A 13,431-nucleotide genomic window follows, 5' to 3' on the forward strand; every position below is an offset into this window, starting at 1 on the left:
AATTCACTCAATTATCAACTCCTTTTGTCCCTTATAACTCCACACAATAGCCTTTTTAATCGAGATTTTACCATCTTTTATCGCCCTATTTGGTGAGTAAATTTTAAATTTAGTATTAGAAATATTAGCAAATCCACCCTTAATATCTAAGACAATATCCCCAATCACATCGCCGCTTGTAGCCATATCTATATCATTTATATCCATCATATAGCTGCTCTCATCACCCTTAAAATCGCTATCTAAGCTTACATAAGAGATACTACTAATTTGCATATTACCCTTATAATCTTCAATCTTATTTGCCACCGCATCAACTCTCATACCAATACCAAGAGATGGATTTTTCTCATAGATATAAATTCCACGCCGACTCTCATCGGCTAATATATATCCATTTTTATCCTTATATATCACAACGCCTGATATCTTGGCTCTTTGATTAGATGATTTAAGCTCATTAATTGATAGAGTTGGCAACTCTTTAGAGTTATTTTGCGTAGTTATTGTAGCATATATAGGGTAGTGATCAGAGTAACTATCATCCATAAAATTTGCTTTGAAAATACCAAAACTCCCATTTTTATAACTCAAATTCCCACTCATCAAATCCCTACTTAATATTATATGATCAATTGCACTTTTTCCATTTTTATAGCTACTTCTTTGACTAATAGGGATAAACTCCCACAAATTCGTCCATCCATCAAGATTATTAAGCAAAAATTTATATCCATAATTGCTATTTAAATCGCCTAAAATCACCCCATTTTGGCTATTTTTAATAGCTCTTTTCATTGTATCAGCTGCGGCGATTCTGCTTTTAAGTGGATTTTTAGCCGCTGGGAAGTGAGCTACAAAAAACTCAATATCATAACCATCAAATTCCACCCTACTCATCAAAATCGGCCTAGTTTTGACATTTGGCACAAGATAAACTCTACTATCACTAATCCTATATCTACTAAGTAGCCCAAGTCCAACTGGCGCACCCTTTGTAGTAGCAAATTTATAATATCTATATCCGCTCAAATCAGCTAGCGCCTTCATTACATTTTGATTTTCAATCTCATTTAATGCCACCACATCGGCATCTAAATGCTTTAAAACTCTAGCGATTTTTTGTAGTTTTTGCTGATATTTTGCCTCGTTCCATCTATTTGATTTAAAATCGCTATATTCACTACCACTAATCCTATCATCAAAGAGATTTTCGACATTATATGTAGCGATCTTTAATTCTGATGAAAAAAGCAACCCAAAAAACAGAATAATAGAGATTAAAATTCGCATACCATATCCCTAAAATCGAATTTATCTATATTTTGGCGGATAGCCTCATAGGTGATAATCCCAACGCTAGTGGCTAAATTCAAGCTCCTACCTTGACTAGTCATAGGTATAGTGATACAATTATCCCTATTTAATCGCATTAAATCAAGTGGCAATCCACAATTCTCACCACCAAAAAATAGATAATCCCCCGGCTTAAACTCAGCTTCAAAATATAGCTTATTACACTTAGTAGTCGCAAAGAAAAATCTATCTTTAAATTCCAAATTTGCTTCTAAAAAACTATCCAAACTCTCCCAAATCACGGGATTTAAGCTCGCCCAATAATCTAGCCCCGCACGCCTTAAATGCTTATCATCAATCTCAAATCCCAAAGGCTTAACTAAGTGTAATTTAGCTCCACAATTAACACACATTCTACCGATACTTCCGGTATTTGTGTGAATTTTAGGATTTACAAGTACGATATTAAACATTAAAATATCACCGTTTTATTATCATAAACAAAAACTCTCTCATCAAAAACTAACTCCAAAGCATTGCTAAGCACCACTTTTTCGACATCTCTACCAGCTTTTTGCATATCTTTCCAATTCATCTCATGATTTACTCTTATTACATCTTGCGTGATGATTGGCCCTTCATCTAAATCATCAGTAACAAAATGCGCCGTAGCTCCGATAATCTTCACACCACGCTCATAAGCTTGTTTATACGGATTTGCCCCTATAAAAGCTGGTAAAAATGAGTGATGAATATTGATAATCTTTTTTGGATATCGCTTGACAAAATCAGGGCTTAAAATTCTCATATATTTTGCCAAAACCATATAATCAAATTTATATTTTTCTAACTCTTTTAAGACCAATTTTTCATGCTCAACCCTATCTAGTCCATCAGCACTAATACAGGTAAATGGGATATCAAATTTATCACTCAATGGACGCAAGGTATCGTGATTGGCTATGATAGCTAAGATATTTGCGTTTAGATCCTTGCTACTATGTTTAATAAGCAGATCACCTAAGCAGTGATTCTCTTTTGTTGCTAGGATTACTATATCTTTTTTCTTTATGGATTCAAAAAATATTACACTATCACTTGGCAAATAGGCACTTAGAGTGTTTTGAAACTCAATTGTATTTACCTGTCCTACAACCACCGCACGCATATAGAATCTACTATTTTCATGATCTACAAACTCACTAGTGCTAACATAGTTTAATCCATGCTTAAATACAATCTCGCTAACTCTTAATATAAGCCCTTTTTCATCATTACAATCAATCTTTAAAATATAATCCACTCTATCTCCAAAAATTTTATAAAAATTCTGCCAATTATACAATTTTGTTGCTAAAAATTAGCCAAAATCGCTACTTTGGTTATATTAAAAAATTTAATTATTTTTCACAATTTTAGCTAAGAAAAATGCGTCCATATCGCAATCTGGCAAAATCCTAAGCCCAAATTCACTCACAATCTCGCTTTTTAAACCAAAGCTAATAGGCTGGATACTAATATCAAATTTAGATCCCAAGGCATTTTTAATCACCTCTTCATTCTCACACTCAAAGAATGTACAAGTGCTATAAACCACGCACCCACCCGGCTTTAAAGCTATTAACGCTGAGTTTAAAAGCTGTTTTTGCAGCTTTGAGAGAGATTTTATCTCTTTGGCTGATTTTTCTACAAATCCATCACCAAAATGAGAGTAGCTAGAGCATGGCGCATCAAGCAAAATCTTATCAAATCTGCCCACACAGCTCCTTGAAATGCTCCTTGCGTCTTTATTGTAGGTTCTCACCCACTCACAACCATATTTATTTAAATTTGCTTTTAAGGTATAAAATCTCTTGCTATCGCTCTCCATCACCGCCAAATCTGCCCCATATCCCATCATATTTGCTAGCGCAATGCTCTTTCCACCTGGACTAGCACACATATCTAAAACGATATCATTTTTAGCTGGATTTAGAGCTAAAACTGCTAGATAGCTACTTGGATTTTGGATATATATCGCTCCTTTGTTAAATAACTCAGAGTGAGTCAAAATCTCTTTAAATTCAGCCTTACATAGATAAAAATTTGGCAAAATCTCCCTAAATTCAACCCCCAAATCATCTAAATTTGAGATAATATAATCCTTATCAAATTTCAATAAATTTAGATAAAACCCAACACTTTTAGGCTCAAAAAAGCTATCCCAAACCCTTTGAAAATCAGCCTTATTTAAACTAGATTTTAGATAATCTTTAAAATTCATCTTTTTAAAAATCTCTCCAAAATTATCATCGCCGCTACGCTATCGAATTTGCCATCTCGCCTATCTCTTACTAGCTCGCTAGCTTCAACGCTACTATAAGATTCATCTTGATAATGCACTTCTCCATCGAAATTTAAAAGAGAGATAAAGTGAGTAATCCTACGCTCCATCTCATCTTGGCAGCTACCACCCTTTGGCAAGCCTACAACTAAGATTTTGGCTCCATTATCTCTTAGCATATTATCAAGATCTCTTGCGGCTTGATTGCGATTTTTACGCAAGATTGGTATGGTTGGGATAGCAATTTTGCCATCTGGGCTTATAGCTACGCCAATTCTTTTAAGTCCTATATCAACCCCAACTATCATAAAATTCTCACATAAATTCCATCAATAGCGATTTTGCCATCTAGCTCATAATCATAGATAATATCTCCAAATTTAGAATAACACTCATCAAAATTTGAATTTTGTTTGATAAATTCAATGATCTCATCGCTATTTTGATCATAATTTTTCAGCCCAAATTTCATAGCAAATTTATCAAAATCAGTAATAATCTGCGCTTTGCCACTTGCTAATAACTCATTAGTCCCACTACTCTCACCAAGTCTTTGAGGCAATACATAGAGCGGAATTCCAAATTTAATAGCCGCCCTAGCACTACTCATAGAGCCACTTTTAATATCAGCTTGAGCTACTACAACTGCGTCGCTTAGGGCTACCGTGATTAAATTTCGCTCCAAAAATTGCCACCCCTTTGCTACGATGCCTGGCTCATATGAGCTTAATGCTAATGAGTTTTTATAGATATCTTTTATCATTTTGGCATTTTGTAATGGATAAATTTGATCTAATCCATTACCAAAAACCGCAATTGTATGCGGATACGCACCGGTGTGAGCATGGATATCTACGCCAATCGCTGCGCCGCTAACTACACAAACTCCATATTTTTTTAGCGTTGAAGCGAGATTTAGGGTTATGTTTTTGGTATAAGATGAGCATTTTCTTGAGCCGACAATTGCTACTTTTGGCGAATTTAATAACTCTAAATTTCCTTTATAATATAGCTTTTGTGGTGGGTTTTTGAAATTTGAGTTGAGATTAAAGTCAGTTATAAATTTCATACAAATCTCTTAAAAATATTATATCAACTTGGCTCTCTAACTCACTTTTAAAGCTCTTTAAAGCCTTAAAAGTCTGCTCATATGGATGTCCAATCGCTATAGCAAAGCCACTTTTTTGAGCTATTTTTATAGCCTCTTTTAGCTTATTTATTATAGCTTTTTCATCTTTGGTATTATCTATAAAAACATCTCTTTTTAAATATTTATTCCCAAACTCACTGCTTAAAATCTTAGCCTTAGAATCTTTAGTCGTGTAGCTATCTATAAATATCATATTGTGTTTTTTAAACGCTATAAAGAGCTTTTTTAAAGAGTCATAATCGCTTGTAAATTTGCTTCCTGTGTGGTTATTTATATATATTGCCTTTGGAAAATTTGATCTAATTTTGCTAATTTCAGACTCTATTTTAGCACTGCTATCACCTACTTTTAGAGTATTTTTCTCTTGCGCTTGATAATTCATAGCTTCAAGTGGCAAATGTATCATATAAAACTCAAATTCCCTAGCTACTCTTGCGCTATTTGGATAGTTATCATTCGGTGGAAAAATTGATGGTGTGATATTTAAATTTAGTGATTTAATCTTTTTAGCATGATAAAATGTAGAGATATCATCAATTATTATAGCCAATTTTGGTTTATTAGATTTTGGTTTATTAGTTGGCTTTGGTTTTATGTTCGTATTTTCACTAGAATTTATGGCTAATTTTTGACTTGGATTTGCTTTTAAATTTGGATTAGAATTTAGATCTTTACTATTATTTATTGTTGAATTAGTATCATTGTTAATTACTTCATCAACTCTTTTAATCTCAACAAACTCACCATCAAATTCATCGCCATCTAACTTAGTAAAATTTGGAGTTGGCAACATTTGTATTTTAACTTCATCAGTGATATTTAGCTCTAAATTTCTAGGTACATCAAATATGGTAAAATCCTGTCTTCTACTCTCAAAATATCTATCTATATTTTCTATTATACGTGTTTGATTATGAGCTTTAGAAGGATTTTTATAGTTACTAGCAATTGTATAAATAGCCATAGCAACTACTAAAATGCAGAGCAAAATACCAACATATAAAAGCACCCTACTTCTTTGGGCGCTATTTTTTTTATCTTGTTCCAATTAATTTTTATCTTTATTTACTAATTTACCTTTATTGATCCAAGGCATCATAGCTCTTAATTTTTCGCCAGTTTTATTTAGTAAGCTTTCATCGCTTAATTTGCGTTCAGCATTCATCTTAGTATAACCAGCTTTTCTTTCTAAGATAAAGTTTTTAGCGAATGTACCATCTTGGATCTCTTTTAAGATCTCTTTCATAGCTGCTTTTGATCTCTCATCTACTACTCGTCTGCCGCTTACATAATCCCCAAATTCAGCAGTATTAGAGATAGAATATCTCATATCAGCCATACCACCTTGGTAGATTAGATCTACGATTAATTTCATCTCATGTAAGCACTCAAAATATGCCATTTCAGGCTCATATCCAGCCTCTACTAAGGTCTCAAATCCAGCATTTATAAGCGCACAAAGTCCGCCACACAATACAGCTTGCTCTCCAAATAGATCGGTTTCAGTCTCGGCTTTAAAAGTAGTTTCTATAATACCAGTTCTACCACCACCAATAGCGCTAGCATAGCTTAATGCTATATCCTTAGCCTTGCCTGATGCGTCTTGCGCTACTGCTATTAGATCTGGGATACCGCCGCCATTTACAAATTCATTTCTCACAGTGTGGCCTGGGGCTTTTGGTGCTATCATGATACAATCAATTCCCTTTGGTGGGACGATTTGACCATAATGGATATTAAATCCATGGCCAAAAGCGATTGCGCTACCGCTTTTTAAATTTGGCTCAATCTCAGCTTTAAATATATCAGCTTGTAATTCATCAGGAGTCAGTATCATCACAACATCAGCTGCTTTTGTCGCTTCACTTACGCTCATAACTTTAAAGCCCTTAGCCTCGGCTTTTGCCCAACTTTTGCCATTTGGATGTAATCCTATGATAACCTCTACGCCACTATCTCTTAAATTTTCAGCATGGGCGTGACCTTGAGAACCAAAGCCTATCATTGCGACTTTTTTAGATCTAATTAGGCTTAAATCACAATCTTTATCGTAATAAACTGTTATTGCCATAATCTTCTTCCTTTTAGTAAAAAATAAAGGGCAATTATACATTATTAAAATTTAAATTTGATAAAATTTTCAAAAAATTATCAAAAATTTAACTTCAATGTAGTAAAATTACTCAAATCAATCAAAAACACGAGAAATATAATGAACGATGCAATCTATAAGAGTATAAAATCTCTACCACCACTTGATGAGACAATTATGAAAATTCAGCAAATTTGCAGCAGCGAAGATAGTGATATTGCTGAGTTAATTAGCGTAATCCACCAAGATCCAATGTTAACAGCAAATATTTTACGCTCAGCAAATAGTCCATTATATGGGTTTAGCAGAGAAATTGCTGATATAAATAGAGCTGTAGCACTATTTGGAATGGCGACCATTAGAGGTTTTGCTCTAGCTGGCACAATTAGTAAAAGCTTTAAGATAAATCTAGAACCATATGGAATATCTAGTGCTAAATTTATGGATTTGGCAATATTGCAAAACGCTTTAGCATTTCACTGGTGCAGCAAGATAAATCGTGAACTTTTAAACATTATTTCACCAGCTAGTTTTATGATGGATATAGGCAAGATTATAATTGCTAAAGAGTTAATTGATTCTAAAAAATCTACCAAATTCAAAGATAAATTACAAAACATCTCCACAACAAACGAACTATCTAAACTTGAGATAGATATGGTAGGTATCTCAAGTCAGATGGTTACAGCTCAAATCTTTAAAAACTGGAATCTAGAACCTGAGATTGCAGAAGTTATAAAATACTCTTTAAACCCAATTGATGCCCCAGAAAATCTTAAAAAGCACTGCTATATCTTAAGCGTGATAAGTAATAGCATAAATGTATTTGGCACACTCTTACCAGACCAGATAAATAGTACTATTGAGCTTTTAAAACTCTATAATTTAGATACTCAACTATTTTTCAGTGCTATTGAAAAAGTACAACATTGAAAGCATTTTTAAACTCTTTAACTACTGGATTAGAGAGTAAATATATCAAGTCAAGCGAACTTGAAATTTTAAGAGTATTAGAACAGATAAAAGCCGTTACAAAATATAAAAATCGATATTATCTCAATGACGGCTTTGTCTGTGGGAAACTAGATATATCTAGTAATGGGACTGGATTTTTATATCCATACGATAGCAAATTTAAGCAAGATTTAATGATAGAAAATCGTGATTTAGGCGGAGCTCACTTTGGCGATATCGTTCTTGCTAAACTAACTAAATTTAAAAAACCACGCCAAAAAGCAGCCGTGGTGGCTGTATTGCTTATGGCAAATGAAACAAGTGTAGTATATACCAAAAAAATTGGCTCCATTATAATGGGCGTAACTATCCCAAACTCCATCACAATCGCCCTAAAAGCTAGTCAAAAATCCCTAAAAGAGCTTCCATTAGGCACTGTTTTAAAGATCAATAATTTAGATAATGATATTGTAGAAGTCTTAGGCGTATTAAGTGATGCTAATGTAGATCAAAAAATCTCAATGGCACTATATAATAAGCGTGAAATTTTCCCAAAAATAGCCATAAATGAAGCCATTAGCTTTGGCAATGAAGTGGATAAAAGTATGTATCCTAATAGAGTTGATCTAACTCATTTGCCATTTTGCACCATTGATCCTGTTGATGCTAAGGATTTTGATGATGCGATATATTTTGATAAGCATAAAAATGAAATCTACATAGCTATCGCTGATGTCAGTGAATATGTAAGCCCATATAGCGGCATTGATAAAGAGGCTAGACTTAGGGGTTTTTCTATATATTTTCCACACATTGCTGTGCCGATGCTACCTCGTGAGCTTAGCGAAAATATCTGCTCTTTAAAACCAAATTGCGATAGACTCGCTTATCTTTTTAAAATTACTTTAAACTCAAATTTAGAAGCCATTAAAGAGGATTTAATAAGCTGTGTGATCCACTCTAAAAGAAGATTTAATTATGATGAAGTTGATAGCTTGCTTAGCGGCGAATTTGATTGTCAAGACGAGATAAAAGAGTGGCTAATACCACTTTTTGATCTCACACAAAGATTAAAAGAAAAACGGCTTAAAAATGGCTTTGATTTTCATACATTAGAGCTTAGAATGAGCCTTGATGAAAATAATGAGATTAAATCAACTAAATTTGAAAGCTCAACTCCATCACACTCTTTGATAGAAGAGTGTATGCTCCTAGCTAATAAAGCCGCAGCAAAAAGAGCAAGCAAAGGAATATTTCGCAATCACGAACCAGCAGATATAAAAAAGATTAACGCACTCTTAGATGATCTTGCCGCCCTTGGCATAGAAGCCGAAAATCACGGCGATTTGGTCTTTATGATAGCGCAAATTCAAGCCAAAGCAAGTGAGCTAAATATCAGAGAAGATGTCGATAAGCTCATCATAAAAGCACAAAAAAGAGCCGAGTATTCTAGCAGCTCTAGAGGGCATTTTGGGCTTGGATTTGAGTTTTATACGCATTTTACTAGCCCTATTCGCAGATACTCAGATCTCTTGCTTCATAGAATTTTAAAAGCTCAAAATGACTCTAAAATCAGTAACTACCTAATGCTAGGCATAGATGAACTTTGTGCTAATTTAAATATCTTAGAAAGAGAAGCCGATAAGGTAGCTTGGGATTTTATGGATCGCAAATTTGCTCGTTGGGCAGCTAAAAATATAGGCCAAACATTTAAATGCTTTATAGAAGAGAGCACCAATCAATCAATAGCTAGATTAGATGATGAGTTAAAAGGCGCTAGAATATTTTTAAGCGATTTTTGCGAAATTCTAACCCCAGTTATGGTTCAAATCACAGATGTCGATATCCCAACAGCTAAGATAATCGGAAAAATAGTAGAGATTTTAGATGTATAAAAGAGATTTTATAACGCTTTTAAATTCTGCTAATATCCCAAATTTTTTCTTGCTTTATGGGGCTGAGAGTTATCAAGTTGAGTTTTACGCTAAAGAAATTTTAAATAAATTTAATAAAGATAATATGCTTAGCTTATACTATGATGATTATGATTTTAATCTTGCTATTTCGCATCTTAGCGAGCCTTCGCTATTTGCAAATTCAAATTTATTACATATCAAAAATGACAAAAAAATCCCCACCAAAGATACAAAAGAGCTAATAACCCAATGCCAAAATAATCCAAATAATATATTTATCTTTGAACTACACGAAGGCGATGAAAAATCCATAAGCGATTTAAAAAAGCATTTTGGATCAAATTTTGTTAGATTTTTCCCACCTAGCACTGCTTCAGAAGTCAATCAAATCCTATCTAATCACGCCAAAATCTTAGGCCTAAATATAGATAGTCAATCTCTTTTATACATTTATAACTTGCAAAATGAGAATCTATATCTTAGTGCTAGTGAGCTAAATAAACTAGCTAATATCGCAAATAAATTTAATCTTGAAGAGATAAAAGAGCGAGTTTATGCCTTAAACGGTATTGGATTTGATGCGCTTTTTGATAAAATCATTAGCAAAAAGAGTATTAATAGCGATTATTTTGAGTTTATAAATGATAGCTCATTTAATGAAATTTCGCTTTTAAATATGCTATTTAGGGCATTTTATAGACTTTATCTGATACATAGTTATATAAAAACTAATGGCAAATTTGATCCAAAAATTGTCTTAGGATACACGCCTCCACCACAAATTTTAAATAAACTCGAATCCCAAGCAATATCTATAAAAATTGATCAATACACTAAAATATTTAAATTTTTAAATGAGATTGAATTTGATCTAAAGTGCAAAAACAACATAGACAAAGAGTGCTACCTACTCTCAGCCCTTTTAAATTTACAAGAAATTTTAAGTCAAAACAGCAAATTTTAAGCATATTTTTAGTAGAATGCCAACCGCATTTTGTGCGAATTTCCTTGCTCTTTTGTAGAAAAAGAGCGAAATCCATAAGGAGAATATATGAGACATTATGAGCTTTTATTCATCTTAAAACCAACACTTACAGAAGATGAAGTTAAAGTTAAGGCTGATTTCATTAAAGAGATCATTACAAAAAATGGTGGCGAAATTGCTAGTGTAGTTGAAATGGGAACACGCAAATTAGCTTATAAAATTGATAAATATGAGCGTGGAACATACTTTGTAATTTACTTCAAAGCACCAACTCAACTAATCGCTGAATTAGTAAGAAATTTAAGAATAACCGAAGAAGTTATTAGATTCTTGCCTGTAAAATATGAAAACAAAAAAGAGATCGCAGCTTGGGACAAACTAAGCAAAGGTCAAAAATTAACCCAACCTAAAAAAGAGTCAAAAATAGAAGAAAAAGCAGCTCCTCAAGAGTAATTTATAAAGGCTAGATTATGTTTAATAAAGTAGTTTTGGTAGGAAATTTAACTAGAGATATCGAGCTTAGATATATCCAAAGTGGCACCGCCGTAGGTAGTGCTGGTATGGCTGTTAATCGCAAATTTAGCGTTAATGGCGAAAAGAGAGATGAAACTTGCTTTATTGACATAACCTTTTTTGGTCGCCAAGCCGAAATAGCAAATCAATATCTAAATAAAGGTAGCAAAGTCTTAATAGAAGGAAGGCTAAAATTTGATACTTGGCAAGACCAAAATGGCCAAAATCGCTCTAAACACTCAGTAGTAGTAGAAAATATGGAGATGCTAGGCGGACAACAAAATCAAGGTGGATTTAATAGAGATAGTGAGCCAAACTACAATAGCGGATATCCTAATAACAGATCAAACTCATACCAAAGAGAAGATAATAGTGGATATGGGAGAGAATTTAACCAAAATAACAGATATCAACAAAATAGCAATTACAATCAAAAACAGCAAGTAGAAGAGCCTTATCAAGAAAAAGTCCCAGAGATAGATCTCGATGCTGATATAAAATATGATAGCAAACCAAGCAAATCAAATTTTAATGATAGTAGCGAAGATGAAATTCCATTTTAAAGGATAAACAATGGCAGAAAAAAGAAAATATAGTAAAAAATATTGCAAATTCACAGAGGCAAAAATTGATTTTATAGATTATAAAGATACGGCACTTTTAAAACAATGCCTATCTGAAAGATTCAAAATTATGCCAAGACGCCTAACTGGTACAAGCAAAAAACATCAAGAAATGGTAGAAAAAGCGATAAAAAGAGCTAGACATGTTGCTCTTATACCATACATTGTAGATAGAAAAAATGTAGTTACAAACCCATTTGAAGGTCTATAATTTAATGCCCCATTATGGGGTATTAAATTTACTCACACTCTTTTACTATAATCTTTTTTTATCTTAATAACTTCAAATATAAATTTAACATATCCACCTTTATACCAATTTTTATTAGCTTCTATTAAAGCTTTACCTAAATTATAGCTTAAATGATTTTTTAATCTTAAGGCATCTTCATAATCACTATATGATTTAAGCTCTGGCACTTTTAAATTTGGATTATGTTTTATATTTTCTTTATATATTTTTTGTTCCTTTTTATATTTTAATAATACATCTATCAATCTAAATGGTAATTTAAAAATACCTATTGTACTTTTAAAACTCTCTACCATAGTATAGCCTAGTCTATATTCAAGTCCATTTAATATTTGTAATTTTGCACTACCGTAGGTAAGCTTCGAGCTTGGCTTTTTTACTATATTAGATGGCTCAGATATATTGCAATTTAAAAATTGCTCTTTAAATTTAATATTATTAAATCTTTTTTTATACTGTGTTAAAGAGATATCATAAGGATAATTTTCAAAATAAGCAAATCTATTTTTACTCTTATTATTATAGATTACATCATATAAAAATTCCAATTTATCTTTTGCATTAATTAGGCTATTTAGCATATTTTCAATAGCTTTTGGTGAGATAAACTTATCTTTATCATAAATATATTTAAAATTTTCATTTGACATATTTAAATTTTTTAGTGTCTCTTCTTTACTCCATTTTTGTTCAAATATATCATCTCTTAGCCAAAATATATCATTTTTTATCTGTTTTGCTGGATTTCCTGCATTTATAGTATTTGAATAGCACTGCTTAACAACCATACTTTTAGCACCAATTACTGATCCAGATGCTATAAATACGCCTTTTGAAATACCAGCTTCTTGTCCGCACCAAACATGATCGCCAATATAAATACTTTTTGAAAAATTTAATCTATTATTGCTATTAATATCCATTATAGGATGATAATCACAAGTACCAGCCCATATACTCCATGAAAACATACAATCCCTACCGATAATAATATTTGTAGCTTCATAAATACGCAGACTAACTCCGCCAAAACTACTATCATCGTCTATATAACAACAGCAATCCTTTGTAAGAGAGATTGAGCCATTTACCCTAACACAATTGCCAATAAAAACCAAATTATTATCTGAGTGAAAAGTTATATTAATATTTTTGCTTCTTCCAGCAAAAAATATAATATTATTTTTACCTTTAAAATCACATTTGAAATTTAACTGTTTTGATAGATCGCCATATATAATATTGCCATTTTCACCAATATTTTCTAGCATAATTTCTCCAAATTTTATATCAATATAAAAATTGACAATATATTAAATAACTATA

General features: G+C 32.4%; 15 protein-coding genes. 6 read left to right on the forward strand and 9 right to left on the reverse strand.

Features of this window, described 5'->3' with window-relative positions; genetic code table 11:
- Positions 1-3: 3 nt before the first annotated feature.
- The 8 genes from CIGNP103_RS01120 to ilvC all read right to left on the reverse strand — a co-directional run bounded on the left by CIGNP103_RS01120 (position 4) and on the right by ilvC (position 6,840).
- Positions 4-1,293: an endonuclease/exonuclease/phosphatase family protein gene (locus CIGNP103_RS01120; RefSeq protein ID WP_086252494.1), complete on the reverse strand. Its 1,290-nt coding sequence runs from the start codon at positions 1,291-1,293 to the stop codon at positions 4-6.
- Positions 1,281-1,769, reverse strand: a complete 489-nt coding sequence (locus CIGNP103_RS01125; protein ID WP_086241249.1) for a tRNA (cytidine(34)-2'-O)-methyltransferase — start codon at positions 1,767-1,769, stop codon at positions 1,281-1,283. The genes CIGNP103_RS01120 and CIGNP103_RS01125 overlap by 13 nt, the downstream gene beginning before the upstream one ends.
- Complete coding sequence (purU, locus tag CIGNP103_RS01130) at positions 1,769-2,599, reverse strand: formyltetrahydrofolate deformylase (RefSeq protein WP_086227104.1); 831 nt, start codon at positions 2,597-2,599, stop codon at positions 1,769-1,771. The genes CIGNP103_RS01125 and purU overlap by 1 nt, the downstream gene beginning before the upstream one ends.
- Before the next feature lie 93 nt (positions 2,600-2,692).
- Complete coding sequence (locus CIGNP103_RS01135; protein ID WP_086252495.1) at positions 2,693-3,559, reverse strand: RsmB/NOP family class I SAM-dependent RNA methyltransferase; 867 nt, start codon at positions 3,557-3,559, stop codon at positions 2,693-2,695.
- Positions 3,556-3,927: a Holliday junction resolvase RuvX gene (gene ruvX, locus CIGNP103_RS01140; RefSeq protein ID WP_086252496.1), complete on the reverse strand. Its 372-nt coding sequence runs from the start codon at positions 3,925-3,927 to the stop codon at positions 3,556-3,558. The genes CIGNP103_RS01135 and ruvX overlap by 4 nt, the downstream gene beginning before the upstream one ends.
- Positions 3,924-4,688 (reverse strand): DNA-processing protein DprA, encoded by a 765-nt coding sequence (locus CIGNP103_RS01145; protein WP_086241246.1) that lies wholly within the window; start codon positions 4,686-4,688, stop codon positions 3,924-3,926. The genes ruvX and CIGNP103_RS01145 overlap by 4 nt, the downstream gene beginning before the upstream one ends.
- Positions 4,672-5,817: a divergent polysaccharide deacetylase family protein gene (locus tag CIGNP103_RS01150; RefSeq protein WP_086268439.1), complete on the reverse strand. Its 1,146-nt coding sequence runs from the start codon at positions 5,815-5,817 to the stop codon at positions 4,672-4,674. Before CIGNP103_RS01150 ends, CIGNP103_RS01145 begins: the two co-directional genes overlap by 17 nt.
- On the reverse strand, positions 5,818-6,840 hold the full coding sequence (gene ilvC / locus CIGNP103_RS01155; protein WP_086238816.1) for a ketol-acid reductoisomerase: 1,023 nt from the start codon (positions 6,838-6,840) through the stop codon (positions 5,818-5,820).
- 141 nt (positions 6,841-6,981) lie between these two features.
- On the opposite strand from ilvC, the gene CIGNP103_RS01160 reads away from it, so the two are divergent.
- The 6 genes from CIGNP103_RS01160 to rpsR all read left to right on the forward strand — a co-directional run bounded on the left by CIGNP103_RS01160 (position 6,982) and on the right by rpsR (position 12,063).
- The gene (locus tag CIGNP103_RS01160) at positions 6,982-7,794 is read left to right on the forward strand and encodes an HDOD domain-containing protein (RefSeq protein ID WP_086233379.1); all 813 of its coding nucleotides are present in this window, start codon (positions 6,982-6,984) and stop codon (positions 7,792-7,794) included.
- On the forward strand, positions 7,791-9,710 hold the full coding sequence (locus CIGNP103_RS01165; RefSeq protein WP_086252497.1) for an RNB domain-containing ribonuclease: 1,920 nt from the start codon (positions 7,791-7,793) through the stop codon (positions 9,708-9,710). Before CIGNP103_RS01160 ends, CIGNP103_RS01165 begins: the two co-directional genes overlap by 4 nt.
- The gene (gene holA / locus CIGNP103_RS01170) at positions 9,703-10,695 is read left to right on the forward strand and encodes a DNA polymerase III subunit delta (RefSeq protein WP_236845110.1); all 993 of its coding nucleotides are present in this window, start codon (positions 9,703-9,705) and stop codon (positions 10,693-10,695) included. The genes CIGNP103_RS01165 and holA overlap by 8 nt, the downstream gene beginning before the upstream one ends.
- An 87-nt stretch (positions 10,696-10,782) precedes the next feature.
- Complete coding sequence (gene rpsF, locus CIGNP103_RS01175; protein WP_086241244.1) at positions 10,783-11,169, forward strand: 30S ribosomal protein S6; 387 nt, start codon at positions 10,783-10,785, stop codon at positions 11,167-11,169.
- Positions 11,170-11,186: 17 nt separating this feature from the next.
- Complete coding sequence (locus tag CIGNP103_RS01180) at positions 11,187-11,792, forward strand: single-stranded DNA-binding protein (RefSeq protein WP_086232024.1); 606 nt, start codon at positions 11,187-11,189, stop codon at positions 11,790-11,792.
- Positions 11,793-11,802: 10 nt separating this feature from the next.
- Positions 11,803-12,063: a 30S ribosomal protein S18 gene (gene rpsR / locus CIGNP103_RS01185; protein WP_086224380.1), complete on the forward strand. Its 261-nt coding sequence runs from the start codon at positions 11,803-11,805 to the stop codon at positions 12,061-12,063.
- Positions 12,064-12,095: 32 nt separating this feature from the next.
- Here rpsR and CIGNP103_RS01190 read toward each other — a convergent pair whose 3' ends face one another.
- Entirely contained in the window at positions 12,096-13,376 is a 1,281-nt protein-coding gene (locus CIGNP103_RS01190) for an acyltransferase (protein WP_086224379.1), read from the reverse strand.
- Between the last annotated feature and the right edge of the window lie 55 nt (positions 13,377-13,431).

This window comes from Campylobacter sp. P0103, assembly GCF_002139545.1.
In the GTDB taxonomy this organism is placed as follows: domain Bacteria; phylum Campylobacterota; class Campylobacteria; order Campylobacterales; family Campylobacteraceae; genus Campylobacter; species Campylobacter devanensis.

What these genes read in the sequence shown, in the direction of transcription:
- CIGNP103_RS01120 (WP_086252494.1), bottom strand. Translation starts at nt 1,293, where the DNA reads ATGCGAATTTTAATCTCTATTATTCTGTTTTTTGGGTTGCTTTTTTCA.
- CIGNP103_RS01125 (WP_086241249.1), bottom strand. Translation starts at nt 1,769, where the DNA reads ATGTTTAATATCGTACTTGTAAATCCTAAAATTCACACAAATACCGGA.
- CIGNP103_RS01135 (WP_086252495.1), bottom strand. Translation starts at nt 3,559, where the DNA reads ATGAATTTTAAAGATTATCTAAAATCTAGTTTAAATAAGGCTGATTTT.
- ruvX (WP_086252496.1), bottom strand. Translation starts at nt 3,927, where the DNA reads ATGATAGTTGGGGTTGATATAGGACTTAAAAGAATTGGCGTAGCTATA.
- CIGNP103_RS01145 (WP_086241246.1), bottom strand. Translation starts at nt 4,688, where the DNA reads ATGAAATTTATAACTGACTTTAATCTCAACTCAAATTTCAAAAACCCA.
- ilvC (WP_086238816.1), bottom strand. Translation starts at nt 6,840, where the DNA reads ATGGCAATAACAGTTTATTACGATAAAGATTGTGATTTAAGCCTAATT.
- CIGNP103_RS01160 (WP_086233379.1), top strand. Translation starts at nt 6,982, where the DNA reads ATGAACGATGCAATCTATAAGAGTATAAAATCTCTACCACCACTTGAT.
- holA (WP_236845110.1), top strand. Translation starts at nt 9,703, where the DNA reads ATGTATAAAAGAGATTTTATAACGCTTTTAAATTCTGCTAATATCCCA.
- rpsF (WP_086241244.1), top strand. Translation starts at nt 10,783, where the DNA reads ATGAGACATTATGAGCTTTTATTCATCTTAAAACCAACACTTACAGAA.
- CIGNP103_RS01180 (WP_086232024.1), top strand. Translation starts at nt 11,187, where the DNA reads ATGTTTAATAAAGTAGTTTTGGTAGGAAATTTAACTAGAGATATCGAG.
- rpsR (WP_086224380.1), top strand. Translation starts at nt 11,803, where the DNA reads ATGGCAGAAAAAAGAAAATATAGTAAAAAATATTGCAAATTCACAGAG.
- CIGNP103_RS01190 (WP_086224379.1), bottom strand. Translation starts at nt 13,376, where the DNA reads ATGCTAGAAAATATTGGTGAAAATGGCAATATTATATATGGCGATCTA.